This is a genomic window from Kroppenstedtia guangzhouensis (assembly GCF_014637345.1).
In the GTDB taxonomy this organism is placed as follows: domain Bacteria; phylum Bacillota; class Bacilli; order Thermoactinomycetales; family DSM-45169; genus Kroppenstedtia; species Kroppenstedtia guangzhouensis.
Window position 1 is genome coordinate 20,925 of record NZ_BMEX01000008.1, and the last position, 23,102, is coordinate 44,026.

Annotated in this window: 20 protein-coding genes and 1 other annotated feature; of the genes, 14 read left to right on the plus strand and 6 right to left on the minus strand. The window is 52.4% G+C overall.

The window, feature by feature from the left end; all coding sequences use genetic code 11:
* Positions 1–12: 12 nt before the first annotated feature.
* Positions 13–1,194 carry an MFS transporter gene (locus IEV46_RS11495; protein ID WP_188432704.1) on the plus strand — a complete coding sequence of 394 codons (1,182 nt, stop codon included), beginning with the start codon at positions 13–15 and terminating at the stop codon, positions 1,192–1,194.
* A 537-nt stretch (positions 1,195–1,731) separates the two neighbouring features.
* On the opposite strand, the gene IEV46_RS11500 is transcribed toward IEV46_RS11495, so the two are convergent.
* Positions 1,732–4,359: a transglycosylase domain-containing protein gene (locus IEV46_RS11500; RefSeq protein ID WP_188432705.1), complete on the minus strand. Its 2,628-nt coding sequence runs from the start codon at positions 4,357–4,359 to the stop codon at positions 1,732–1,734.
* Between the two features lie 53 nt (positions 4,360–4,412).
* Positions 4,413–4,616, plus strand: a binding site (T-box leader).
* 67 nt (positions 4,617–4,683) lie between these two features.
* Here IEV46_RS11500 and tyrS point away from each other — a divergent pair.
* From tyrS to IEV46_RS11520, 4 genes are all read left to right on the plus strand, one after another.
* The gene (tyrS, locus tag IEV46_RS11505; protein ID WP_188432706.1) at positions 4,684–5,940 is read left to right on the plus strand and encodes a tyrosine--tRNA ligase; all 1,257 of its coding nucleotides are present in this window, start codon (positions 4,684–4,686) and stop codon (positions 5,938–5,940) included.
* Positions 5,941–6,450: 510 nt separating this feature from the next.
* Positions 6,451–6,801, plus strand: a complete 351-nt coding sequence (locus IEV46_RS11510; protein WP_188432799.1) for a lactococcin 972 family bacteriocin — start codon at positions 6,451–6,453, stop codon at positions 6,799–6,801.
* A 120-nt stretch (positions 6,802–6,921) separates the two neighbouring features.
* The gene (locus tag IEV46_RS11515) at positions 6,922–9,159 is read left to right on the plus strand and encodes a DUF1430 domain-containing protein (RefSeq protein WP_188432707.1); all 2,238 of its coding nucleotides are present in this window, start codon (positions 6,922–6,924) and stop codon (positions 9,157–9,159) included.
* A gap of 3 nt (positions 9,160–9,162) precedes the next feature.
* Positions 9,163–9,804, plus strand: a complete 642-nt coding sequence (locus tag IEV46_RS11520; protein WP_188432708.1) for an ABC transporter ATP-binding protein — start codon at positions 9,163–9,165, stop codon at positions 9,802–9,804.
* A gap of 60 nt (positions 9,805–9,864) precedes the next feature.
* Here the strand turns inward: IEV46_RS11520 and rpsD are convergent, their stop codons facing one another.
* Entirely contained in the window at positions 9,865–10,464 is a 600-nt protein-coding gene (rpsD, locus tag IEV46_RS11525) for a 30S ribosomal protein S4 (protein WP_188432709.1), read from the minus strand.
* Between the two features lie 258 nt (positions 10,465–10,722).
* Positions 10,723–11,382: a tRNA (guanosine(46)-N7)-methyltransferase TrmB gene (gene trmB, locus IEV46_RS11530; RefSeq protein WP_188432710.1), complete on the minus strand. Its 660-nt coding sequence runs from the start codon at positions 11,380–11,382 to the stop codon at positions 10,723–10,725.
* Positions 11,383–12,060: 678 nt separating this feature from the next.
* On the opposite strand from trmB, the gene IEV46_RS11535 reads away from it, so the two are divergent.
* The 4 genes from IEV46_RS11535 to IEV46_RS11550 all read left to right on the plus strand — a co-directional run bounded on the left by IEV46_RS11535 (position 12,061) and on the right by IEV46_RS11550 (position 16,067).
* On the plus strand, positions 12,061–13,323 hold the full coding sequence (locus IEV46_RS11535; RefSeq protein WP_373284607.1) for an ABC transporter substrate-binding protein: 1,263 nt from the start codon (positions 12,061–12,063) through the stop codon (positions 13,321–13,323).
* A gap of 292 nt (positions 13,324–13,615) precedes the next feature.
* Positions 13,616–14,926, plus strand: coding sequence for a carbohydrate ABC transporter permease (locus tag IEV46_RS11540; RefSeq protein ID WP_188432712.1), 1,311 nt, complete (start codon positions 13,616–13,618; stop codon positions 14,924–14,926).
* Between the two features lie 14 nt (positions 14,927–14,940).
* Positions 14,941–15,768: a carbohydrate ABC transporter permease gene (locus tag IEV46_RS11545; RefSeq protein ID WP_188432713.1), complete on the plus strand. Its 828-nt coding sequence runs from the start codon at positions 14,941–14,943 to the stop codon at positions 15,766–15,768.
* A 104-nt stretch (positions 15,769–15,872) separates the two neighbouring features.
* Entirely contained in the window at positions 15,873–16,067 is a 195-nt protein-coding gene (locus IEV46_RS11550) for a hypothetical protein (RefSeq protein ID WP_188432714.1), read from the plus strand.
* Positions 16,068–16,080: 13 nt separating this feature from the next.
* On the opposite strand, the gene IEV46_RS11555 is transcribed toward IEV46_RS11550, so the two are convergent.
* Positions 16,081–16,311 carry a cysteine-rich CWC family protein gene (locus tag IEV46_RS11555; RefSeq protein ID WP_188432715.1) on the minus strand — a complete coding sequence of 77 codons (231 nt, stop codon included), beginning with the start codon at positions 16,309–16,311 and terminating at the stop codon, positions 16,081–16,083.
* A gap of 181 nt (positions 16,312–16,492) precedes the next feature.
* Between IEV46_RS11555 and IEV46_RS11560 the strand changes: the two genes are divergently transcribed.
* A complete protein-coding gene (locus IEV46_RS11560) occupies positions 16,493–16,957 on the plus strand; it encodes a hypothetical protein (RefSeq protein WP_188432716.1) in 465 nt (154 codons plus the stop codon).
* 149 nt (positions 16,958–17,106) lie between these two features.
* On the opposite strand, the gene IEV46_RS11565 is transcribed toward IEV46_RS11560, so the two are convergent.
* Complete coding sequence (locus IEV46_RS11565; protein ID WP_188432717.1) at positions 17,107–17,658, minus strand: GNAT family N-acetyltransferase; 552 nt, start codon at positions 17,656–17,658, stop codon at positions 17,107–17,109.
* A 238-nt stretch (positions 17,659–17,896) separates the two neighbouring features.
* Here IEV46_RS11565 and IEV46_RS11570 point away from each other — a divergent pair, with 238 nt between their 5' ends.
* The 4 genes from IEV46_RS11570 (at position 17,897) to IEV46_RS11585 (ending at position 22,046) form a co-directional block, all read left to right on the plus strand.
* Positions 17,897–19,108, plus strand: coding sequence for a hypothetical protein (locus IEV46_RS11570; RefSeq protein ID WP_188432718.1), 1,212 nt, complete (start codon positions 17,897–17,899; stop codon positions 19,106–19,108).
* Between the two features lie 14 nt (positions 19,109–19,122).
* Positions 19,123–19,740: a histidine phosphatase family protein gene (locus IEV46_RS11575; protein ID WP_188432719.1), complete on the plus strand. Its 618-nt coding sequence runs from the start codon at positions 19,123–19,125 to the stop codon at positions 19,738–19,740.
* 261 nt (positions 19,741–20,001) lie between these two features.
* A complete protein-coding gene (gene cls / locus IEV46_RS11580) occupies positions 20,002–21,447 on the plus strand; it encodes a cardiolipin synthase (protein ID WP_188432720.1) in 1,446 nt (481 codons plus the stop codon).
* 35 nt (positions 21,448–21,482) lie between these two features.
* The gene (locus IEV46_RS11585) at positions 21,483–22,046 is read left to right on the plus strand and encodes a histidine phosphatase family protein (protein ID WP_188432721.1); all 564 of its coding nucleotides are present in this window, start codon (positions 21,483–21,485) and stop codon (positions 22,044–22,046) included.
* Here the strand turns inward: IEV46_RS11585 and IEV46_RS11590 are convergent.
* The gene (locus tag IEV46_RS11590; RefSeq protein WP_188432722.1) at positions 21,987–22,889 is read right to left on the minus strand and encodes a metal-dependent hydrolase; all 903 of its coding nucleotides are present in this window, start codon (positions 22,887–22,889) and stop codon (positions 21,987–21,989) included. The genes IEV46_RS11585 and IEV46_RS11590 overlap by 60 nt on opposite strands.
* Positions 22,890–23,102 lie beyond the last annotated feature (213 nt).

Here is a 23,102-nt window from a genome sequence, read left to right on the forward strand (position 1 = left end):
TGGTTATATAACGTGGCGAGTTTGTTTCTGATTCTATATCTGACTAACAGCGCCTTGTTGGTTTCGTTATATATGTTGGCCAAGATGATTCCCGGTCTGGTTTTCAGTCCCTACGGGGGAGTTTTCTCGGATCGGTTTAACCGGCGAACTGTAGTGATCCTGACGGATCTGGTTCGAATTGGAGCGGCATTGCTCCCCTTGTTTGTGGTCAGTGAGGAACAGGTTTGGTTGATTATTTTGAGCGCTGCTTTGTTGACTTCAGCCAGTTCCGTCTTTTTTCCCGCCGAAAAGGGTTTGGTGACTGAAGTGGCTGCAGGTGATTTGGCCAAGACCAACTCCGTGATGGCTTCGGGCGAAGCAATATCCATGATCGTGGGATCTGCTTTGGGCGGGATTGTGGCATCGGAAAATGTTAAATTGGCATTTATCATCAATGCTGCAACATTTGCCGTCAGTTTGATTACGACCATCGCGATCAATCTGGCCTCCCCTGCCCAAAAAAAGGAAAAACAGAAGGCTGACCCCCTCTCTTTGAAAGCCCAAATTCGCCCTCGGCAGATTTTAAAGGATATGGTTGAAGGTTTTTACATCATCCGGAAACATCCGATCCTGACAAAGCTCATCTTTTTGGCGGTCGGAGTGGCTTTGGCCGGTGGTGGCATTAACGTTTTGCTCAGTGTGATTGCAAAGCACCAACTGGACATCGGAGCGCTCGGAATCGGAAGTGTGTATGCCGCATTGGGACTGGGGTCGTTCTTGGGTTCTGTTCTTGCTCCCCGACTGATGAAAAAGAATTTTTCCCTGACACAGATTATCGGGTGGGCGGCGATGTTTGAAGGTGTGTTCATCGGGCTTTATACCCAGAGTACAGTTCTGCTCTTGTCTGTCGGAGCCTTGTTTATAGCAGGTATTTTTTCCACCGTCGATGACACTGCCACGGACACGCTAATCATGAGCGATACCCCCAAGGACGTGTTGGGGAGATTCTACTCATTTCACGAGCTTTGTACGACCCTTTCGTTTTCGGTTTCCACCTTTATGACCGGTCTGATTATCGAATGGTTTCCGGTACAGGTCGGAGGCATGATCATCTCTGGAATCTGGATTTTTGTCGGGGCGTCCTGGCTGTTTACCACCAGGGGACATGTTCGTAAGGATATTGAAGCCGTCGATTTGTCCACGATGAAAAACTGAGCAGTTTCAAGCCGACCTGATCCAGCGGCTGGGTTTTGCCTTTGTGAATCCGAAAGCCGAAGCGGTTTGAACAAATTAAAAAAATAAAGGAAAAAATTTATGACCACAAGTAAGAAAATCGATTATTATTAACTGTCCTTTTTCTGGGTGTTTCTGAAACAGCCTTAATATAAAACGCCCCGTGAGCACTTTCCCTTTCCAGCGCGCTCACGGGGCGTTTTTATCATGGCCGAGGTTCGGGGTCGGTAATCCAAAACATTTTCTAACGCTCTCAGGATTGTTTCTTTTTGGCTGAGAGGCTGTGATCGCTCCCCAATGAACAGGGGAAACATAGTTGGCGGGGTGTTCTTTGCTTTTGAAAGCCCCAAGGTCATCTTTCTCATGCTCATCGCCATTTTTTCTTCATCATCTGTCCTCTTCTTCATTTGTGGAAAAATGCTCTTTTTTCTCCGATCATCACGATCAGCGTGAAAAAGACCCAATACCCCCAGGGTGTGGGGTCTGATCTGAGATTTCCGGCGAGAAGAACTCAGCGGATCATTCGCTCTGCGGTCTCTTAATCGGGGCGGACGGGGTGCCGTCTGTCGATTCCAAACCGGCGATGTCCACAGCCCGGACCGTGTAGTTTCCCGGAGGGCCGGTGAAGACAGGGGGTTCCCCGAGGCGGATGCTGGCCACCAGTTGACCTTCTCGGTAGATCCGGTATCCGGCCAGGGCGGTATCATCGGAAGGCCTCCATGTCAATTTGACTCCCGAAGAGAAGGGGATCGCCGTCACTTGTGGCGGGGTGGGAGCCCCCAGGCTGATCCGGGGATCCCGTTCCAGTGGGAGCCGATTCCCCCGGTAATACTTGTAACGATCCTCCTCCTGTTTCGGGACCCGGAGACCGGTTTGGGTCCGTGTCAGATCCGGCGGGGTGCGGGGATCCGCCACATACTCCTTTCCCTCCACCACCACGATCCGCTCTTCTCCATGTTGGAGGCAGATCTCCTCGGGAATCTGATCGGCGGGCAGTTTCTCCTTCACCACGGCCTTTGCAGCCCGGCAATTTTCTGTGGCCAGTTGACCGGTCACTTTGCAGATCTCCATTTTCTCCAATCCCTCAGGCTGTGTAAAGGTGGCCCCCTTCGGGGAGAGACGGGGCCGGGCGTGAACGGCGGTCTGAAAGATGCGGGACCAGACCCGTTTGGCCCGACGGTCATCGGGGAGGGGATGGTTGTAATCATAGCCGACCCAGACTCCGAGAGCGATCCGGGGAGTGTAGCCAATAAACCAGACATCGTGGCCGTTTTGGGTGGTGCCGGTCTTCCCCGCCAGCTCATGTCCCCGGGCCCGGGCGCCCACCCAGCGGCCGGTTCCGCTTTGGATCACATCTCGCAACATGTCGGTGGTGAGCCAGGCGGCACTGGGGGAAAGGATGTGACGGGGTTGGGGGCGGTATTGATAGATCACTTGGCCGTCAGCATCCACGATCCGTCGAATCAGCCACGGTTTCCGGTATTCCCCGTGGTTGGCCAGCATGGCATAGCCTGCTGTCATCTCCGCCACGGTGAATCCCCGGGTGAATCCACCGATGGCGGAGGCTTCTCCATCCCGGGGATGAATCGGAAAATCCATGGATTCCAAATAGCGAAATCCTTCATGGACGCCGATCTTTCGCAACAACTTGATCGCGGGGATATTGAGGGACCATTTGAGAGCCTCCCGGACAGTGACAGGACCCTGGTAGCGGTTGTTGTAGTTTTTGTAAGTTTTCCCCTCAGCGCCGTCAACGGATAAGGGTTCATCCACAACAATTGTGGCGGGGGTGACTCTCTTTTGATCCAGGGCCGGCCCGTAGTCGAGCAAGGGTTTGATGGTGGAACCGGGTTGCCGGCGGACAGCCAGGGCATGGTTGAGCTGCCTTTGCTCAAAGTCCCGGCCTCCGACAAAGGCGAGAAGGGACCCGCTCTGAACGTCAATCAGAACTGCCCCCACTTCTTCGTGGGCGTCTTTGACAGTGTGTTTCTTTCCACCGAGACGGAGGGTGTAGGTAATGGGTTTGGCGTACAGTTTCCGGTCCAGGGCGGCCCGGTTCACCGCCTGATAAAGGCGGGGATCCACCGTGGTGTCGATGCGGTAGCCCCCGGTCAGGATCCGTTTCCGGTACTGTTCCAGGGTGGAGTGGTACAAACCTTGCCGACTCAGTTCCGCTGGCTTCAGTCCCTCCGTTTTCATCAGGAGTTTGGCCGCTTCGTCTTCCACTGCCGCCATCAGGAAGGGATGACGGTGGTAGGCGCTTTTTTCCTCCCCTCTGGCCAATGAGGACTTCAGGTCGAACTGGAGGGCTTGGGCTTCAGCTTCCGGAGTGATTTTTCCCGTCTGCCTCATGCGGGAGAGAACGGTTCGCATCCGGCGGGCCCCCGCTTGAAATCCCTCGTCACTAAAGGGGTTGAAGGCAGTGGGACGCTGGATCATCCCCGCCAGATAGGCGGCCTGGGCCAGGTTGAGATGACGGGCATCGACGCCGAAGATCCCCTTCGCCGCGGCCTGCACCCCCAGCAGGTTTCGATGGTGGATTCCTTTGCCGAAGTAAAGGCTGTTCAAATAAAACGTGAGAATTTCATCTTTGGGGAGCATTCGTTCCAGGCGGAGAGCGATGGCGATCTCCTTCGCTTTTCGTTCCAAAGCCTTCTCTCTGTTTTCCAGAATCACATTTTTGACCAGTTGTTGAGTGATGGTACTGCCTCCGCTGGCGATGGACCCCGTTTTCAGGTCATGCCAGGCGGCCCGTAAGATTCCGTGGAGGGAGATTCCGGAATGCTCATAAAAACGGTGATCCTCTGTGGCGATCAGGGCATCGACCAGCGCGGGACTGACTTCCTCTTTGGCCACCCACTTCCGGTCGGCAGCGGTCCGCATCGCCCCGATGGGAGAGCCATCACCGAAATAAGCGTGACTGGTTTGGGTCCAACCGGTCAGCTGTTGACGCAATTGCGTTTCATTGCGCAGAGGCTCCTCTTTGAGGAGGGAGGCGATGTAGCCTGCCGCCACACCGGTTCCGGCAGCAGTGAACAGGATGAGAATGGTGAGTAAAAGGACACCGATGGCAAAGGTTCGCCGGAGATAGGGCCGGATCCGCCGGCGATGCCGACCCTCAGAGGCGGGTGGCCGTTTTGGTTTCAACTTGATTCCCCCCGTCATTTCGGATATGATGGATGTATTGATTTTTTATGAATCGAAAGGCACAGATCAAGCCGCAGTAAGCCGGAGACGGGTACTCCCAGAGAGCTGGTGGCAGGTGCAAACCAGTGGCCCCCTCCGGACGAAGTACAGCTTGGGAGCCATCGCATTGATGCGACGGGTGAAAGCCCGTTATCCTCAGAGAGGAAAGCAGATGCTTTCAACAAGGGTGGTACCGCGGGTTATACCCCGTCCCTTTACCAGGGACGGGGTTATTTTATGGAATTGAATCCTTATTTATCAAAATGACCAGGCAGGTGACGAAAGATGGATCAGGAAAAAGGGCTGACCCCGGAACAGGAGCGGGAAGCGGCACATCAAATGGCCGTGATCCGGCGAGGGACGGCACAGATCATTCCTGAAGACGAACTGGAGAAAAAAGTGAAACGGTCGATCTGGACGGGGAAACCCCTGAAGGTGAAGCTGGGGCTGGACCCCTCAGCCCCGGACATTCATATCGGACACACGGTGATTTTGAACAAGCTGCGTCAATTTCAGGAGCTGGGTCATACGGTCCAGTTGGTGATCGGGGATTTCACGGGGCGGATCGGAGATCCGACAGGTAAATCGGAGACCCGCAAACAGCTGTCGGAAGCGGAGGTGAAGGTCAACGCCCAAACCTACACCGAGCAGCTGTTCAAGGTGCTCGACCGGGACAAGACAGAGGTCCGGTTCAACAGCGAGTGGCTCGCCTCCCTGGACTTCGCTGCGGTGGTCGATTTGGCGGCCAAGACGACCGTGGCCCGGATGTTGGAACGGGATGATTTTGCCAAGCGTTACAACAGCGGTCAAGCGATCAGTGTCCATGAGTTTTTCTATCCCCTGATGCAGGGCTATGACTCCGTTGCTCTGCAAAGCGACATTGAGGCCGGGGGAACCGACCAGACCTTCAACCTGCTGATGGGTCGCCAACTCCAGTCCCAGTACGGCCAGGAAGAGCAGGTGATCCTCACCATGCCCTTGTTGGAGGGGCTGGACGGTATCAAAAAAATGTCCAAAAGCCTGGGCAACTATATCGGCATCGATGAACCGCCCCGGGAAATGTACGGAAAAGCGATGTCCGTCCCTGATGAGTTGATGCTGAAATACTTTGAGCTCGTAACCGATCTCACCCTGGAGGAGTTGGAGCGGCTGCAGGCGGGATTGAAGGAAGGCAGCATCCACCCCCGGGATGCCAAGATGATGCTGGCTGGCCGTCTCGTTCAGATGTATCACGGCCAAGAGGCGGCGGCCGAGGCGGAGGCTCACTTCCGCCGGGTGTTTCAACAACGGGAACTGCCGGAAGAGATCCCGGAGAAGGAAATTCCGGACAGTGGACTGGAGGAGGAGAAGATCTGGATCGTCCAATTGCTTCGTTCCCTGGGGCTGGTCTCCTCCAACGGCGAAGCCCGCCGCATGGTGAAACAGGGCGCGGTCAAAATCGACGGCGACAAAATCTCAGATCAGGATGCCCGGATCACCGTCAACGACGGAATGGTTGTCCAAGTGGGCAAACGCAAATTTGCCCGGGTGAAACGAGTTTGACCAAAATAAACCGACCTCTGTCGATACAGGCGGGGGTCGGGTTTGTTTTGTTTGAATACGAATTGTTGAATCAGACGGATTGATTAAACCTTTCTTCCGTGGTGTACAAGGTGTTTTATTCCAACATTCAGAGAACCTATGGATTGTTCTGAAATCAGGGAGGGTTGTTTTTGAATCAGGAAACTTTGACATAGTTGTTCACCAGCCGCAATTTGGGAACGAAGTTTTAAAAAGTGGTTGATAATCCGTTGCAAGGAGAGATAGGTGGGCGAAATCACAAAGGCAAACTCTCATTCTAATCTGAAATATGGGTTTTAAAACATTGGCCAAAATTGAGACAAAAAGGACCGTGTTTTGCATCTAATCATGTCGAAAGTTGTCTTACTTTTAAAACATGAAATTTATTGACTATATAGGTAATTGATGGTATAGTCCGTTGTGGAAGAAAAAAATATTAGGAGTTGATCAATCTTGGCTGGAAGTATCATCAAAAAAGTCTCCGGTGTTACCATGAGTCTTGCTCTTGCCCTGACCTTCGCTTCAGTTTCCTCGGCAAATGCAGCCAGTGGCAGTGTGGATCTCACAGATGTAAAATCCTTGAAAAGCGGTGCCGTGACCCCCTTCTCTGTAAATGTGGGTGGCGGAACGTGGGACTATGGAACACGTCTTGTTAGTTTTGGCACAAAAAAAGAGGTGTATTCCAACTACTATCACGGCACCAAAAATCACGGGTCCACAGCTCAGATAGGGACCCAGAGCAACAAGTCTTGCGTTAGGCCCGGGAGCACTTCCTATGCCAGCGCTCGGGGTGGGTTGTTTGATTCTACACACGCCTATTGGAACACAAGTTGTACTCCGTAAAAAGAGCTTAACGTATTACTAACCTCCGATTTACAGGATCTAGGTGAACGGATGGGACAAGTTCACCTGGATCCTGTCCTTTTTCCTCTAACACCCTTTTTCGGCAAGGAGGTTGTCCATTTGAAAAAGGTCGTTTTTGCAGCATTGATGGTCACTTTTTTCTTATCGTTGGTTATCGCTTACGAGGAAACGAAAAGCATGGCACTGGAAAAGATGGACACACTGGAAGAAGAGATCGCCACCCCCTTCGTCATCCCGGCGAAGGATTTGCTGGCTGATCCGGAGGAGATGTACCCCATTTTGCGGGAGACAGCCGCACAATCCGAGGTGAATCTCTTTCGCAAGGGTTATCATTTCAGACCGGATGATCAAGTCGAGATGATCAAGTACGTTCTGCTGACCGGTGAAACTCATTTTTTTGATCATGTGCAATTGGACAGTGGTCGGATTTTGCAAGCGAAGGAGACCCAAAACAGCGGTCGGTTTCTCTCTTCCACCCAAACGCAAGATAAAAACCAGGTCGGTCAGATCCACCATTTTGACCCCGGGCAACTCATCACGATCCAACCGTTGAAAGTTTCGTATGAATCCCTCCCGGTAGAGGGGCGGTACTATGTTGAAGCGGAAAATCATGCGCAATTCCAGCTTTTTTTAAAGAGATTGAGTGAAAAGATCAATACGTATTTCAAAAGCACCTATGGATATGAGGATGTCTCTTACACTCCGGCGGATTTTCAGCCTGAACCGGCAGCTACCACCGAAAAGATGCATTCCTCTTCCATGCTGGATTTTTACCCCTACATTCAATATCTTTTGTTCCTGATCACCATCATGTTGCTGATCTATTACACCTTTAATATGGCGAAACAGGTGGGCATCCTCAAAATGCACGGCGTGACCAACCTGCGTATCTGGTGGAGGATCGTCGGTCGACTGATCAGCATGGCCGTTGTGGTGGCGGCTCTGGGAGGCGCCCTTCTGGTGTTGGCACTGCGGGCACCGGCTTTTTTTCTGTATCAAAGCTTGCTTCACCTGGGGCAAGCCTATCTCATTCTCATCCTGCTGTCGCTGCTCTGTTATGTGTATATGTCCACCATCCAGGTCAGCCAGACGATCAAGAACAGAAAAGACACCCGCAGTATCTATGTGTTTAACATGGTGTGGAAGGGGATCTGCGCCCTCATCCTGATGGGCATCGGACTCAGTGCGATGGAGCAGTATGCCCAGATCCGTGATCGGCAGGAACAACTGGATCACTGGGCGCACACGAAAGATTATGGGGTTTTATACCCGGTTTACATAGGGAACAGTACGGCGACTACCCTGGAAGAAAGACAGAAAGAAGATGCAAAAAATGCAGAGGCGATGAGTCAGCTGTATCCGACCTTGAATGGCCAAGGGGCCTTGTACATCGATGCGAGTGAGTATGAAGAAATGCACCTTCTGCTGAACCGGAATTTTGGCGGGATTCGCTCGATCATGGTAAATCCCAATTACCTGAAAGTATTTCCGGTGAATGATTCCGAGGGCCATCCGGTGCAAGTGTCTGAGAAGAGCAAGGATTGGGTGTTGCTCGTGCCAGAACAATACAAGAACCGGGAAAAAGAAATCCGTGATTATTTTGAGAGCAAGGAGCAGAGAGATTTCTATGTTTCTGTCGACAAAGGGCAAAAGCTAAAAATCCTCTGGCTAGCGGAGGGCCAACGCATCTTCAGCTTCAATCCCGACGTATTTCCGGCGGAGCAGAACATGATCACCGATCCCATCATCCATGTCAAGACGGAGAATAATCATCTTTTCGGGTACAGCGGCGGAATCCGCGGGGGAGGTGCGAGGGATCCGTTAAAAGTGAAGCTCATCGATCGGGATACCGCCCTCACATACAAGAAGTTGAGCCCGAAGTTAAAACGGCTCAAAGTGGATGATAATCTGAAGAGGATCCAGACGGTGGATCAGTATGTGTTGGAGGAGCTGCGTGACTTGCAACAAGGGATGAACATCACCATGCTGATCATGCTGGGGTTGGCCGTCTCCTTTCTCTTCCTGATCGTGCAAAACCTGCTGATCTTCTTCCACAAACATCAACAGCGGTTTGTGGTGCACCGCTTGTTCGGGATCGGTTTCTTCCGGACGTACCGAACGTATTTCCGTTGGTTGATCATCACCTGGATCGCACTGGTCGTACTGGGATGGGTGGTGAACCAGGTGCTGGGTCTGGGATTGGTTCAAGGGATCACGGATCCCAGATTTCCGATGGTGGTCCTCAGTTTTCTTGGGATCGAGCTGTTCGCTTCGGTGATCGCATTGATCTTGATTGAGCGTCGCAACAAGATTCAGGTGATTAAGGGAGGAGAATAAAGGATGACATCGATCTGTGAGCTGGAACAGGTAACCAAGCGATATGGCGATCATGTCGTTCTCGATCAGATCAGCATGGTTGTCTATGAAGGGGAGATGGTGGCGATCACCGGCAAGAGCGGCTCCGGTAAAACCACCATCCTGAATATGATGGGCATGTTGGAAAGTCCCGATGAGGGGACTGTCAGACTGTTCGGCGAGAAAAGTCCCCGCATCCATTCCCGCAAGGCCAACCGGATCTTGCGGACCCGACTCTCCTACCTGTTTCAGAACTATGCACTGATGGATAATGCGACAGTGGATGAAAATTTGGAAGTTCCCCTGATCTACTCCAAAAAAACCAAGCAGGAAAAACAGGAACTGAAAAGGAAAGCCCTTAAGAAAGTCGGTCTCAACATTTCTCTTAAGCAGAAAGTACACGAGCTTTCAGGTGGAGAGCAACAGCGGGTGGCCATTGCCCGAATTCTGTTAAAACCTTGTGACTTGATCCTTGCGGATGAACCGACAGGTTCGTTGGATGCTGACAACAGAGACGAAATTCTGCGGATCTTGAAGGATTTGAATCAAGAAAACAAAACCATCATCATCGTCACTCACGACCCGATCGTGGCAGAAACATGTAACCGAACGATTCGCTTATCCTGAAAGAAGTACAAAACGACCTCCATCCCTAAAAGGGTGGAGGTCGTTTTCCACGATTCCCGATCAGCGGGAGTAGAATTCAACGATCAGACGCTCATTGATTTCAGCGGGCAGTTCATCCCGTTCCGGAATGCGGGTGTAGGTGCCTTCCAGTTTATTGTCGTCAAAGCTCAGGTATTCCGGCAGGAAGTTGCGCTCTGCCAGAGCTTCCTTAATAACAGCCAGGTTGCGGCTCTTTTCCCGGAGACCGATCACATCGCCGGGCTTCACCCGGTAGGAGGGACGGTCCACTTTTTTGCCGTTGACGACGATATGACCATGAACCACCAGCTGGCGGGCCTGGGCACGGGTGCGGGCAAAGCCGAGGCGGAAAACCAGGTTGTCCAGGCGGGATTCCAGCAGTTTCATGAAGTTTTCGCCGTGAACCCCTTTCATCTTACCGGCTTCCACAAACAGGGAACGAAATTGCTTTTCGTTCATTCCGTACATAAAGCGCAGTTTTTGTTTCTCCTGCAACTGGGTGCCATATTCAGAGACCTTGCGCCGTTGGTTGGGGCCGTGTTCCCCCGGCGGGTAAGGCCGTTTCATCTCTTTGCCGGTGCCGGAGAGGGAGATCCCCAGGCGGCGGCTCAGTTTCCAACGAGGTCCGGTGTATCGTGCCATGGGTCATTTGCTCCTTTCTTTTTTCACACAGTCGGTTAAGCAAAGACAGGGGATGCCGATCCGCTGGTTGTTGCCCTCACTTTCCGGATAGCGGCGAAAAGCGGGGCACCTCCGGGAAAACAAGATCCTCCCCCGAGGGCGGACCGGTGAGGGTGACATTCCATCACCTGGTTTGCTGAGCTATCCTCAAGTTCCCTTTTAGCGAAAGGAACAATTTGAGCCGTACAAACCAATATTATATCGAATCCTGAAGAGATGTCAACGAGTGGAAGAGAAATCCCTGGGGTGCTTTGCCCGCAGGTAATGGATGGGCATTCCCCGGGCGGTGAACTTCTGTTCATACTCCGTCGGAATGTTTCCTCTCACATAGGGACTTTGATAAAGATCCCGGGTGGATTCCATGATGGTAAAACCCGTGGCTTCCAGCTCCTCCAGAGAGAAATCAAAGAGGGGGGAGTTGTCTGTCTTCAGCAGGATCTCCCCTTTCGGCTTCAGCACTTTCTTGTAACGGTCAAGGAAGTGGCGGTGGGTGAGTCTTCGTCGGGCATGCCGCTTCTTGGGCCAAGGGTCGCTGAAGTGAAGATAGATCCGATCCACTTCCCCCTCTTCAAAGACTTCATCCAGACGGCTGACATCCATCCATAAAAACCGGAGGTTGACACATGGAGTCTCCTCCGCTTTTTTTAAAGCAAGGAGGAGCACTTCCTCGATTCGTTCCACTCCGATCCAGTTTACACCGGGGGTGTCTTGACATGCACGGGATAAGAACTGTCCCTTCCCGGTGCCCAGTTCCAGATGAAGGGGCCGGTCATTGCCGAACAGAGTGTGCCACTTTCCTCGAAGTTGCTCCGGTTCCTTCACCACCCGGGGGTGTTCCCGAACCATCTTCTTGGCGTGGGGTTTTCGTCTGATTCGCATGCTTGTCTCCTTCTTTTCCTTGATATCTTATCTATTATAGCGGAACAGAGGTGTGGATGAGTCATAGTGGATGGGGAGATCGAGTAGGGCCACGTCGACGGTTGTGGCCCATAGGGCACAAGTCGCACCTGAGGTCTTCCGGTTGTGCTGTGTCATCCAGCAAGGATGGAATGACTGGGCTTTGTATCTGATCATCAGATAGGGACAAAGCCTTACGGAAAGAATCACAAAGAAGAATGTGGCCCCTAAAAGCGTTGCAATTTAGTTCTTCTGAGTCGGTCGGGATTGGGTTTTACATGACCTTTTCGTTGTTCTGACGATCCAAAATCACTCCATGTGAAACCCAACCTTCCCTGTGACGACTTTTTCACTAAGGGCCTTTCCTTAAGACTCTCCCGCTTCCAATTCCTAAGATCCGGCTCATCGAAAGCCCTCGGGGTTGATGTAATTTGTTCTTGCATCTTCCCTTGTTTTTGGTATTCTCTTAATTAAAACGTTTTCCTTACTGTTTATTCTGAATGTTCGATGTCCGATTTTTCCTTGAATATCACCGTCATGATGAGTTCTCCGTGAGGAGGTGGTTTGTGGCAACAGCTACCGTTTTGCTTGGTGTTTGTGGATTGGAGTTTTGATGACATTTATGAAAGGGGAGAATCAAACGTGAAATTGTGGAAAAAAATGCTCGCTGCAGGGGTGTCCGCTTCCCTGGTCTTTTCCTTGGCGGCCTGCGGTTCCGGCTCGGATGAGGTGGAGGGCGGCGACAGCGACGGGAAGAAAGTTACCCTGACATATGCCCGGGGCAAGGATCAGACCGGTGCCACCACCAAACTGATCAAAGCCTTCGAGAAGAAGCATCCCCAGATCCGGGTGAAGTTTAAAGAGATGCCTTCAGACACGGGAGTCAGCCATGATCAGTATGTGACGATGTTCAGCGGCGGATCTGGGGAGATCGATGTATTTGACTTGGATGTGATCTGGCCCGCCGAATTTGCCCAAGCCGGTTATCTTGAACCCCTGGACCGTTACATCCAGCGGGACAAGATCGATCTGGACCAATATGTGGAAGGGGCGGTGGAGGCCGGCAACTACAACGGGCAACAGTGGGCGATGCCCAAGTTCATGGATGCCGGATTGTTGTTTTACCGGACTGATCTGGTGGACAAGGCGCCGAAAACCTGGGATGAGATGATGGAGCAGGCCAAGAAGCTGACAGGGAAGAATGGAGCGAAATACGGCTATCTTTTCCAGGGGAAACAATATGAAGGTCTGGTCTGCAATTTTGTGGAGTTTATCGGCTCCTGCGGCGGACAAGTGCTGGATGAACAGGGCAAAGTGGCCATCAACAGTCCAGAGACGGTGAAGGGTCTCCAAAAAATGGCTGAAATCGCCAAGTCGGATCTGGTACCGGGGAATGTCACCGCCATTACGGAAATTGAAACCGATGCGATCTATGGGGAAGGCCAGGCCGTGTTTGACCGTCAATGGCCCTACCATTATGCCAAAATGAACGAAGATGGCTCCAAAGTGAAGGGGAAAGTGGCCGTCGCTCCGTTGCCGGCAGGGGATCAAGGGAGTGTAGCCGCCTTGGGTGGCTGGGTTTCCGGGATCAATAAAAACTCCAAACACAAAAAGGAAGCCTGGGAATTCATCAAATTCATGACAGGTCCAGAGGGACAAAAGATCTCCGCCATCGACGGGGGCTTGGCTCCGACCTATATACCACTCTTTGAGGATAGTGAGGTGAAAAGTGCCAGTCCGCTGTTCAAGGATAAAAATTATGTCGAGGGTCTGAAATCCGCCATTTCCCGCCCGGTTTCCCCGGAATATCAAAAGATTTCCGACATCATTCAAGTGGAAGTCTCCAAAACCTTGGCTGGGAAGCAAACACCGGAAGCAGCCGTGAAGAGCATGGAGAAGAAGTTGCAGGAAGTCGTTAAATAATCAGGTTCACTAATGCCGCTTTGAGCATTTCTTTAAAAGCGTCAAGGGATGTCGAATATTGTCGGTAAATTCAAAGTAGAGCTGGCTCTAAAAGCGTTGTGAAAAAGCGGTTACAGGGAGGGGGGGCATATGGAGTGATTCTGGCAGTTCAGACAAGGAAAAGGTCATGTGAAATCCCACTCGACCAACTTGGCCGGCACAACTTCACAACGTTTCTAAGGGGTGGGGCCGGAGTGGCTCCGGTTCCTGCCTTCCCTTCTTTCCATCTTTCAAGAAAAAAGCGGGTGAAAGCATGAAAAAAGGAACTCGGAAGGGACTTTCCGAAGGGAGCCTGGCCTGGTTGTTGGTAATTCCTGCACTGCTTCTCATCCTTGTGATCGCCATTTTTCCGGTGTTCCGTTCCTTTTGGCTCAGTCTCCACGATGTGCGGCTGAATGATGCCACCAAACGGACCACTCACAGCCATTACGGAGTCGATCTTGAGGGATACGCCAATTCCATGCCGTTTTTGCTGTCGGCGTTGGATCAGGAGATCAAAAAGGCGGAGGGGGCAACCCAAAAGCGTCTCACCCAGGTCAAAGCGAAAGTGGAGAACGTCCGATCCACCCTGGAAAAGGATTCCCGGGTCCGGAAAAACTTTCAAAGAGTGGATGAGCTCCTATTTGAGGGGAAGGCGGTTCCCGAAAACCTGAGGCTGGTGAATATCGAGGAGAAGAAAGCTCGTATCTCCGAGAGTCAGATCTCACAGATCCGGGCGGATCTGAAGGCGATGGAACAAGAGGGGGTCCTGAACCACCCCAAACGGGTGACCGGTCTTGCCAAAGGACTGCAGGAGTGCTTGATTGAGCCCAACTTTGTCGGTCTGAAATATTACCGCATCTATCTGACAGATGAGCGGATGTGGGCTTCCCTGACTAACACCCTCGTCTTTACCGGGATTTCCGTGGGTGTGGAGCTGGTCCTGGGGATCGCCATCGCCCTGTTGATCAACCGGCAGTTTGTCGGTCGGGGGCTGGTGCGGGCCTCGGTGTTGATTCCCTGGGCGTTGCCGACAGCAGTGGCGGCATTGATGTGGAAGTTTCTCTTTGACGGTCAGAATGGAGTCATGGCAAAAATTTTTGCTGAAATCGGTCTGATCCCCAATATGGGAACACTTTTAACAACCAAGTTCTGGTCCATGTTTGCCGTGATTTTCGCCGATGTCTGGAAGACGACTCCCTTTATGGCGCTGTTGATTTTGGCCGGACTTCAGACCATCCCCAAGAGTTTGTATGAAGCGGCGGAGGTGGACGGGGCTAGCAGAATCCAGCAATTTTTCAAAATTACGCTTCCGATGCTGCGTACGACCATTCTGGTCGCTCTTCTGTTCCGGATTCTGGATGCTTTCCGTGTTTTTGATCTGATCTATGTCCTGACCGGCGGAGGTCCGGCCAATGCCACGGAAACGATTTCGGTTTATGCCTACAAGACGATGTTTGCCCAGATGAACTTTGGGGCGGGCTCCGCGCTGGCAGTGATCGTCTTCATCTGCATCGCAATCATCAGCATGTTGTTTGTGAAACTGCTCGGCCGGGATCTGATCAGCGATGGAAGCGGCAAATAAGGAAGGTGAGAGAGATGCGTAAAAATGCGGGATTCTGGTTTTATCTGTTTTTGGCGGCTTTCCTCCTTGTCATGCTCTTTCCTTTTATTTGGCAGGTGTTGACTTCACTCAAACCATCGGGGGAGCTCTTTGGAGAGCATGCGTTTCGGCCAATTCCCGATCACCCGACAGTGGAGAATTACGTTAAGGTATTTACCCAACGTCCCTTTGCCACCTATCTGTGGAACAGCACTTGGGTGGCGATCGTGACGACTGCTTATTGTGTCTTTGTGGCAGCGATTGCCGCCTATGCCATCGCCCGTCTCAAATTCAAAGGAAAGACCATCATACTGGGGATTACGCTTGCCGTCAGCATGTTTCCTCAAATTGCCACGATCTCGCCGATCTTTATGTTTATGGAGAAAATGGGCTTGACCAACAGCTATACGGGCCTGATCATTCCCTACACCACTTTTGCACTGCCTTTGGCTCTCTGGAATCTGACCAATTTTTTCCGGAAGATCCCCTTTGAACTGGAAGAGGCGGCCAAAATGGATGGGGCCACCACTTGGCAGGCTCTTTGGAGAGTGATCTTTCCCTTGGCTGTGCCCGGGACTTTCACCACGGCCATTCTCGTGTTTATCGCCGCCTGGAATGAATTTTTCTTCGCCCTGACTCTCAACACAGAGGAGAGCATGAAAACAGTCCCTGTGGGGATTGCTCTCTTTCAGGGACGCTTCTCCATCCCCTGGGCGGAGATCTCCGCTGCTTCCGTGATCGTCACCATCCCCCTCGTTCTCATGGTTCTTCTGTTCCAACGTCGGATAGTGGCGGGATTGACCACCGGTGCCGTCAAAGAATAACTCCGGAGGGAACGGGGAGATCCGGGATGTGGCCAGGCGGGCGGGGGTTCCATTTTGGCATTTTGACCGGACAGCGAGGATTTAAAGGGTGAATTGAACAAGCGGTGAATGGGATCATCCCGGCGCCAGCAAGAGTGGGAGGAGAGCCTTGGGAAGTGTTGGATGGCTCCGAAGGGTTTGCCATCTTGCAGGAGGGGAGTCCGTCCCCCGATGAGATCCTTCGGATCGGGCATGGACTGGTGGTGCGGGACACCCCCCCTCCCGTGGGAAAAGGGGGAGGGACAAACCGGGGCTGTTGATTTGACCGGAGGTTCACGGCAGAGAGTGTGTGTTTGTGTCTGCAGGGTTCTCCCGCACATACCTTTTCAGACAGTCTATGCAGATGCATGATTTTCTCAGTTGATCCGGCGGCACCCACTCAAAGATCCCCTTTGGAAAATACTCTCGGGTACACCAACAGCTTCCCTGACGCTCACCCCGCCCGCAACCATTTTCCTGTCCGCAGATGGGACAGTACTTGGGACGTTTCGGTTTTTCAGTCATTCCGCTTCCTCATTTCACTTTTTTTCTCCACTGTACAACAACGAAAGCAAAAATGGAATGAGAAAGTCAATTTCTAGGGGGGCTGGATCTGTTTCCGGTTTGCCACAGTTGGGGGAACGCCGGGAGATCCGCCTGTTGTATAATGAAAGGTACGACATGAGAAGTAGAGGAGGGGCCGAGGTTGAAAATACTGCGATCCATCGGTGTGGCCACCCTTTTTCTGCTGTTGGTGGCCTGCGGAAACCAGCTCACCCAACCCAGCCTGGAAAAAGACTTGGATAAAGCGGTGGAAAGGTTGGAGACCAGTGAAAACGGGGGGCTGGGAAACGGGATCCTGCGCATGAACTATGTCACCCGTTTCTCCTGGGATCGTTTCTATATTTTTGGACCGGGAACCAAAGGGACGGAAATCGACCAGGCCTTAGGTTTTCAATGGTCGGAGGGGGAAAAGCTCGCATCCGATCTAAAGGAGGGGGAGAACCTCCTGGTGTTTGTCAAAAACGATCGGGTGAAGCGCTATGTTCAGTATCAGGGGAGAGGGGATTTCGTAGAACGGAAAAAGCCACTCACCCCTCATAATGCCGTCTTCCAGGCAGTGAATGCCAATGGAAAAACCAAGGTTACTACCGTGACCGATTTTAAATGAGCCCGCGCTGACGGGCTTTTTCTTATAAAAAAATTCATCACAGGGAGGGTTGGATTTCACATGAAGCGTTTTTGGATCGTCAGAACTTAGGCGCCGCATGTGTAACTCAATCCCGCCCCCGGCAATAGATTTATCGGACACACCCTAGATCACAAATCTGATGGAGATTCCGATCGGAGCAGACCGTGGATCACCAAGTCGCTCCTTCCGGGATCCGTCCAAAGGGCCTCACGGAGGATACCTTCTTCCCGGAAGCCTGCTCGCTGGGCCACCCGGCGGCTGGCATGATTAGCGGCTTCCACCCGGATTTCGATCCGGTGGATGTTTCGCTCCCGAAAGAGGTAGGTGCTTACTCTTTGGACGGATCGGGTCATCAAACCATCTCCCGTCAATTCCCGTCCAAGCCAGTATCCGATCTCCGCCACCTGATTGTGGGGATCGATTCTTTCCACCGTCACCGAACCGCCCAACACTCCTCGGTGCCAGATCCCGAAATGGGCCTCCCGTCCGGTGGCAAAGGCGGCCCGGCTCCGTCGGATATATCTCTCAATCTCCTGAACTCCCTTCACAGTCCGGATCCAGGGAAGCCAGGGTTCCAGATGGGAACGATTTGCTTCCACCAGCCGGTGCAAAGCTTGTGCATGAAGGGAGTGGAAAAGGTGGAGGCAAAGGTCTTTCCCTGCCTGTAGCATCAGTTTCATGGCGACTCTCCAATTCGTTGGTTCTTATATTTTTGATCCGGCAATGCTTTCTATTCGCATTTCCCTTCTTTGAAAGTGATCAGTGACCGGGAAAACGGCCCTTCATTTGCGGATTGACCCTTTGCGACCGGCGCGATACGATGGTGACGGTGATCCCAACATCTATACTTACAGGCATTATATACAAACAACGGCAGATCTCTGTAAAAAGATAAATCCGGGGATTGGAGTGTGGAGTATGCCGCGTTGGATGAAAAGTTGCCTGTTGCTTCTTCTGGCGGGAGTTCTGACAGCATGTCAGGGTGTGAAACCGGCTCTTTCCTCGCAAAAAAACAGTTTCGGATCAGGTAACAAAAGAGCGGAGCGATTTGTTCCCTACAGCGATCAGGTGGTCCCTCCATTGAAAGAATTGATCAAAAGGAAAGGCTTTCGCCAATATACCCAGGTTTGGCCCTATTTGCTCGGATACAGTTACGATGGCACTTTTGCGGCTGTAATTGTTTATAATTCCCGGGCGAAAGCCTATCGTGTGGATCTGTTTCACACAGGCACGCACCAGGTGCAGGAGACGGTTTATGCTCCCGCTGAAGTCAAAAATAGGGATGCTTCCTCAACGTCAGCCAAACTGGATTCTTCGCGGAGTGAAGAAGAGGAGTTGTTGGCTTTGACCCAGGAGACCCTGGATTTGGGCTATCGGATCAAAGTGCCGACCACGCCTGAAGACCATGTAACCCACCAGGAGATCCGGACGCCGGGAAAACAGTCGCTGAAGTTTACTTTAAAACAGGTGGACCGCGCCGCAGTCCTCAAGGTGGAAAAGGGCGGGGACCGTTGGGAGTTGGCCCGGTTTCCACTGAAAAAAGGGGAGCGCTTAAGCTCCCGGTGGTTGGTCAGCTCCTCCCCGTCACCGGGAGAAAAGTGGACTGTGGTCGCTTCCGCCCATGCTAAAGGCCAGGATCCAAGGCCATTGATGTATACTTTGGATGCCTCCCTGCTCAATCCGGATTGGACAGAAGGGCGGCTGAAAAAACGGCTGAAAACGGTTCTCGGAAAAGGAGCACGGGTGGCGTTTCGGGGGAAGGCTGATTCCCGGAACCGGCCGGAATTTTTTTTGGCGGTACGGGGAGGGAGTTTCTCCACAAGCGGGCCCGGAGAATCCCCCCGGCTCAGTGGTACAGTGGATCGATTTGTGATTTTGGATGCACAAGGGAAGGTGCATTTCCGGGGAAACTCCGCCGGACTGGTCCGGGATGAGCAAGTATTGCTCGATCCTTCCATATCCAAGGACTCCCGCGCCCGATACCGGCTTCTCCTGCTCGAAGAAGAGCGAAAGGATGGTAAGCGGATTCGGATGTTGACGGTGGATCAGTTAAACGGCGAGGGGCGGACAGTGAAAACCTATGAATTGAGTTGGGATCCGGAAAAGAAAAAATTCCGGTATGACTCATGAAAGAAGGGGATTATATGGAAACAACCATTTACCTGATCCGACATGGCGAAACTCTCTGGAACAGGGAACGACGAATCCAGGGACACCAAGATGTTCCTTTGTCGGAGACAGGGTTGGAGCAAGCTCGCCGTCTGGGGAAGTATCTGAGGGGAATCCACTTTCACGGGATGTATGCCAGCGATCTGCAACGGGCTGTACAAACGGCGGAAGAGGTGATCGCCGGGAGAAACCTGTCAGTTCACACCTTTCCTTCCCTCCGGGAACGTTATTTGGGGGAATGGGAGGGGTTGTCCTTTGAATCATTGAAGAAGCAGTATCCTGAAGATTGGCAGACAGTATGGAATCGAGGGGGGAAATACGGAGTGGAACCGACAGAGGAGATTCGGGCACGGATGATGGCTGCTCTGGGTGGGATCTGTCGTGAACACCCCGGACAACGGGTGGCCGTGGTCAGTCACGGCAGAAGCATCAATACCGTGTTGGAGGCGGTCAGCGACGGACGTTACGGACCGGGTCGAAATAGGATCGGGAATACTGCGGTTTCCATTCTGGTTTATCACCCGGAGAGCAGGTGGCGGGTGGAAGAAGTGAATCGCGGGGAGCATCTGGAGTCTGAGGAAGCCAAGGGCTGACCGGGGGTGAACAGGAAAGGAGGGAGTGCAGGGAAAGCGTGGGCTGGGGCGCGTCTGTGTGATTCAAGTTTCCGTGGAATGTGAGACGTTGTGAGAGCAACAGAGGGAGGGGGCACATGGAGTGATTTGGGCAGTTCAGAACAACGAAAAGGCCATGTGAAGCCCAATCCCGACCGGCTCGGTCGAGAGATTTATCGGACACGTCCTGATGTCGGTGTGCACACCTCCCGCCATTGAGGAGGCATCCTGCACGAAATACAGATGAATATTCTCAGTATTTTGTTGAGCGTTTTGTTTGTCTTGAACTTTTTCTTTGCTGCGATTGTAATTTTTATGGAGCGCCGGGATGCCGGTTCCACTTGGGCCTGGCTGCTGGTTTTGTTCTTCATTCCCTTTCTGGGCTTTATACTGTATCTGATCTTCGGTCAGAATCTGAGTCGGAAGCGATTGTTTGACTGGGAGGATCTCAATAAAATCGGAATTGAACATCTGATCTCGGGACAGATCGAGTCCTTGCGGGATGAAGAGTTTCGGTTTTCCGACCCTGTCCTTGAGAAGTACCGGGATCAGATTTATATGCATTTAATCAATAATGAGGCGGTATTAACCCGGGACAATCGTGTGGAGATGATCACGGACGGGAAGGAAAAGTTTGACGCCCTGTTCCGGGATATTCAAAGAGCCGAAGACCACATTCACCTGCAATATTATATTTTTCGCAATGACCGTCTTGGAAAAAGGTTGATCCACACCTTGACCCAAAAAGCGAAAGAAGGGGTGAAGGTGCGTGTCTTGTATGATGATCTGGGATCGAGAAAATTGTCCAAACGGGCCTTTCGTGAATTGTTGAAAGCCGGAGGGGAAGTGGAAGCCTTTTTTCCCTCCGCCATCCCGTTTATCAACCTTCGCCTGAATTACCGCAACCATCGGAAACTGGCCATCATCGATGGAAAAATCGGTTACGTCGGGGGCTTCAATGTGGGAGATGAATACCTCGGATTGAAGTCGAGGTTCGGTTATTGGCGGGACACGCACCTCAGGGTAAAAGGAACAGCGGTTCATGCGATGCAGACGCGGTTCATACTGGATTGGAACCAGGCGGCCAAAGAGGAGATTCATTATTCGGACCGGTATTTTCCGGAAGAGTCCTTCGCGGGGGAAGTGGCGATCCAAATCGTCACCAGCGGTCCCGACTCCGAGGAAGAGCAGATCAAGAACGGTTATATCAAGATGATCTCTTCGGCCAAACGATCCATCCGGATTCAAACGCCCTATTTCATCCCGGATGCCAGTCTGTTGGATGCGCTGCGGATTGCGGTGTTGTCCGGAGTGGATGTGCGGGTGATGATCCCCGACAAGCCGGATCATATGTTTGTCTATTGGGGGACTTACTCTTATATCGGAGAATTATTGGAAGCCGGGGCCAAAATTTATGTCTATCAAAACGGATTTATCCATGCCAAAACCATTATCGTCGATGAGGAAGTCGGTTCGGTGGGTACGGCCAATATCGATATGCGGAGTTTTCGCCTCAATTTTGAAGTGAACGCCTTTTTTTATCACCAACCGACTGCCATACAACTGTCTGCCATTTTTCAAAGGGATCTGGAACAGTCTCATGAGCTGACATGGGAAGAGTATCGGCAACGCCCTCTCAAAATCAGGTTTAAAGAATCGATCTCCAGGCTGCTGTCGCCGATTTTGTAGCTTTTTTTCAAAGGTGGATTATGAGTGGGGATGGGATGAAAATTTATCTGATACGCCATGGTGCGGCGACGGGGCAATCCCCCGAAGCGGATTTGACCAAAGAGGGGGAACGTCGGTCTGAATTGTTGGCGCAGTTTTTGACACCCCTGGATCTGGAAGCCGTCTGGAGCAGTCCCTTCCGGCGGACAGCGAGGACGGCGGCCCCCTTGGTACGCAAAAGGGGTCTTCCGCTTCAGACGGATGAGCGGTTGTCGGAATGGGTGCCTGGCCGGTCAGCCGCGGGAGGATTGGCTGGAGAGGCTGCAGGAAGCCTTCGCCGATCTGAATCTTGTCTGCCTGGAGGTGAATCGGGCCACACCGCGATGAGCCGGGGACTGTCCGCCCTGGAAGAGATCGCCCAAACCAAAGCCGCCCGGGTGGCGGTGATCACCCATGGCGGCCTGTTGACACGGTTGCTCAATCATTTTGATGCGAGATACGGATTTGAAGAATGGCAGAGACTGACCACTCCGGATCTGTTTGAGGTGGAGTGGGGGGCCTCAGGGATCAGACGTCTCGGGCGGGATGGACTCTTTGGGCACGATCACCTGGGTGCTTAACAGGGTAGGACTCTGCATTCGGAAACGGGGGTCGTAAAATCGGACCCGATATCCGTTGGCGGATTCCTCCACTTCCGTGCCGTGTAAGGAGAGAAAGCGGACCAGTGCCCGGGCTTCACCATCGGTGTCCAGGGCTTTCTCCACGGCGGGATGGGATTCGCTTTTGCTTTCCCCGATCTTGCGAAGCCCGGTGAACAGGGAGCCGACGTAATAATGAAAGTGATCCCCGTCTTTGGCGACCAGTTGATATTGGGTCGGCACCAGTTGAGCGACAGGAGTGGTTTGTTCCACTTCGGTCAGGCGGGATTCCAGCCAGGCGGCGTGTCCCGCTTGCAAGGATACATAGAGGAGCAGGGCGGCCCAGACGCCGCGAAAGATGCGGACCCTTCCATATTTCCGTTTCAGGAGGAAACCGCAGGCGAAAATCAGCAGGATGATGAGATCCACGATGGGCAAGATACCCAAGGAATATCGCTCTCCGACAAAGGGCTCCAGCAGTCCGGTTCCCCAGGTGTTGGCCCAATCGGAGAGAAGATGGGTCAGTGTGGCAATCCAGGCGAGCAGCCAGGCTTTCCCCCAACGGATCGAACGGTTGAACAAGGCGACGATCCCCACAGCCAAGAGGGCCATCAGTGGAGAAAAGAGAAGGGAATGGGTGATCCCCCGGTGCCAAGTGAGATAGATTTCCTGTCCCATAAAGGTGGTAAATCCCTCGATATCGGGGATTTCCGCACCGATGACGGCAGCGGCTGCATAACTGAGTTGTTCCTTTTTGTTGGCTCCTTTGATTCCGGAAGCGGCGTAAACGGCATAACCGAGCAAGCCGTGCGTCAAGTTGTCCAAAAAGGTCCCACTCCTTTGCAAAGGGGTAATCCATCAGCCTGTGGGGGAATGGCGTCTATCCGATTCTGCGTCATGCCCCCTTGTTGATGGGCCTCTTTCTTGTCATATCGGTTTCTCTTCTTTAAGTCAACCTTTTTGTCTATATTGCGGAAAATTGGAGACGGAGGGACAGTTGAAGAAACCGCTGCACGAATATCTTCGGCAGCGGTTTTG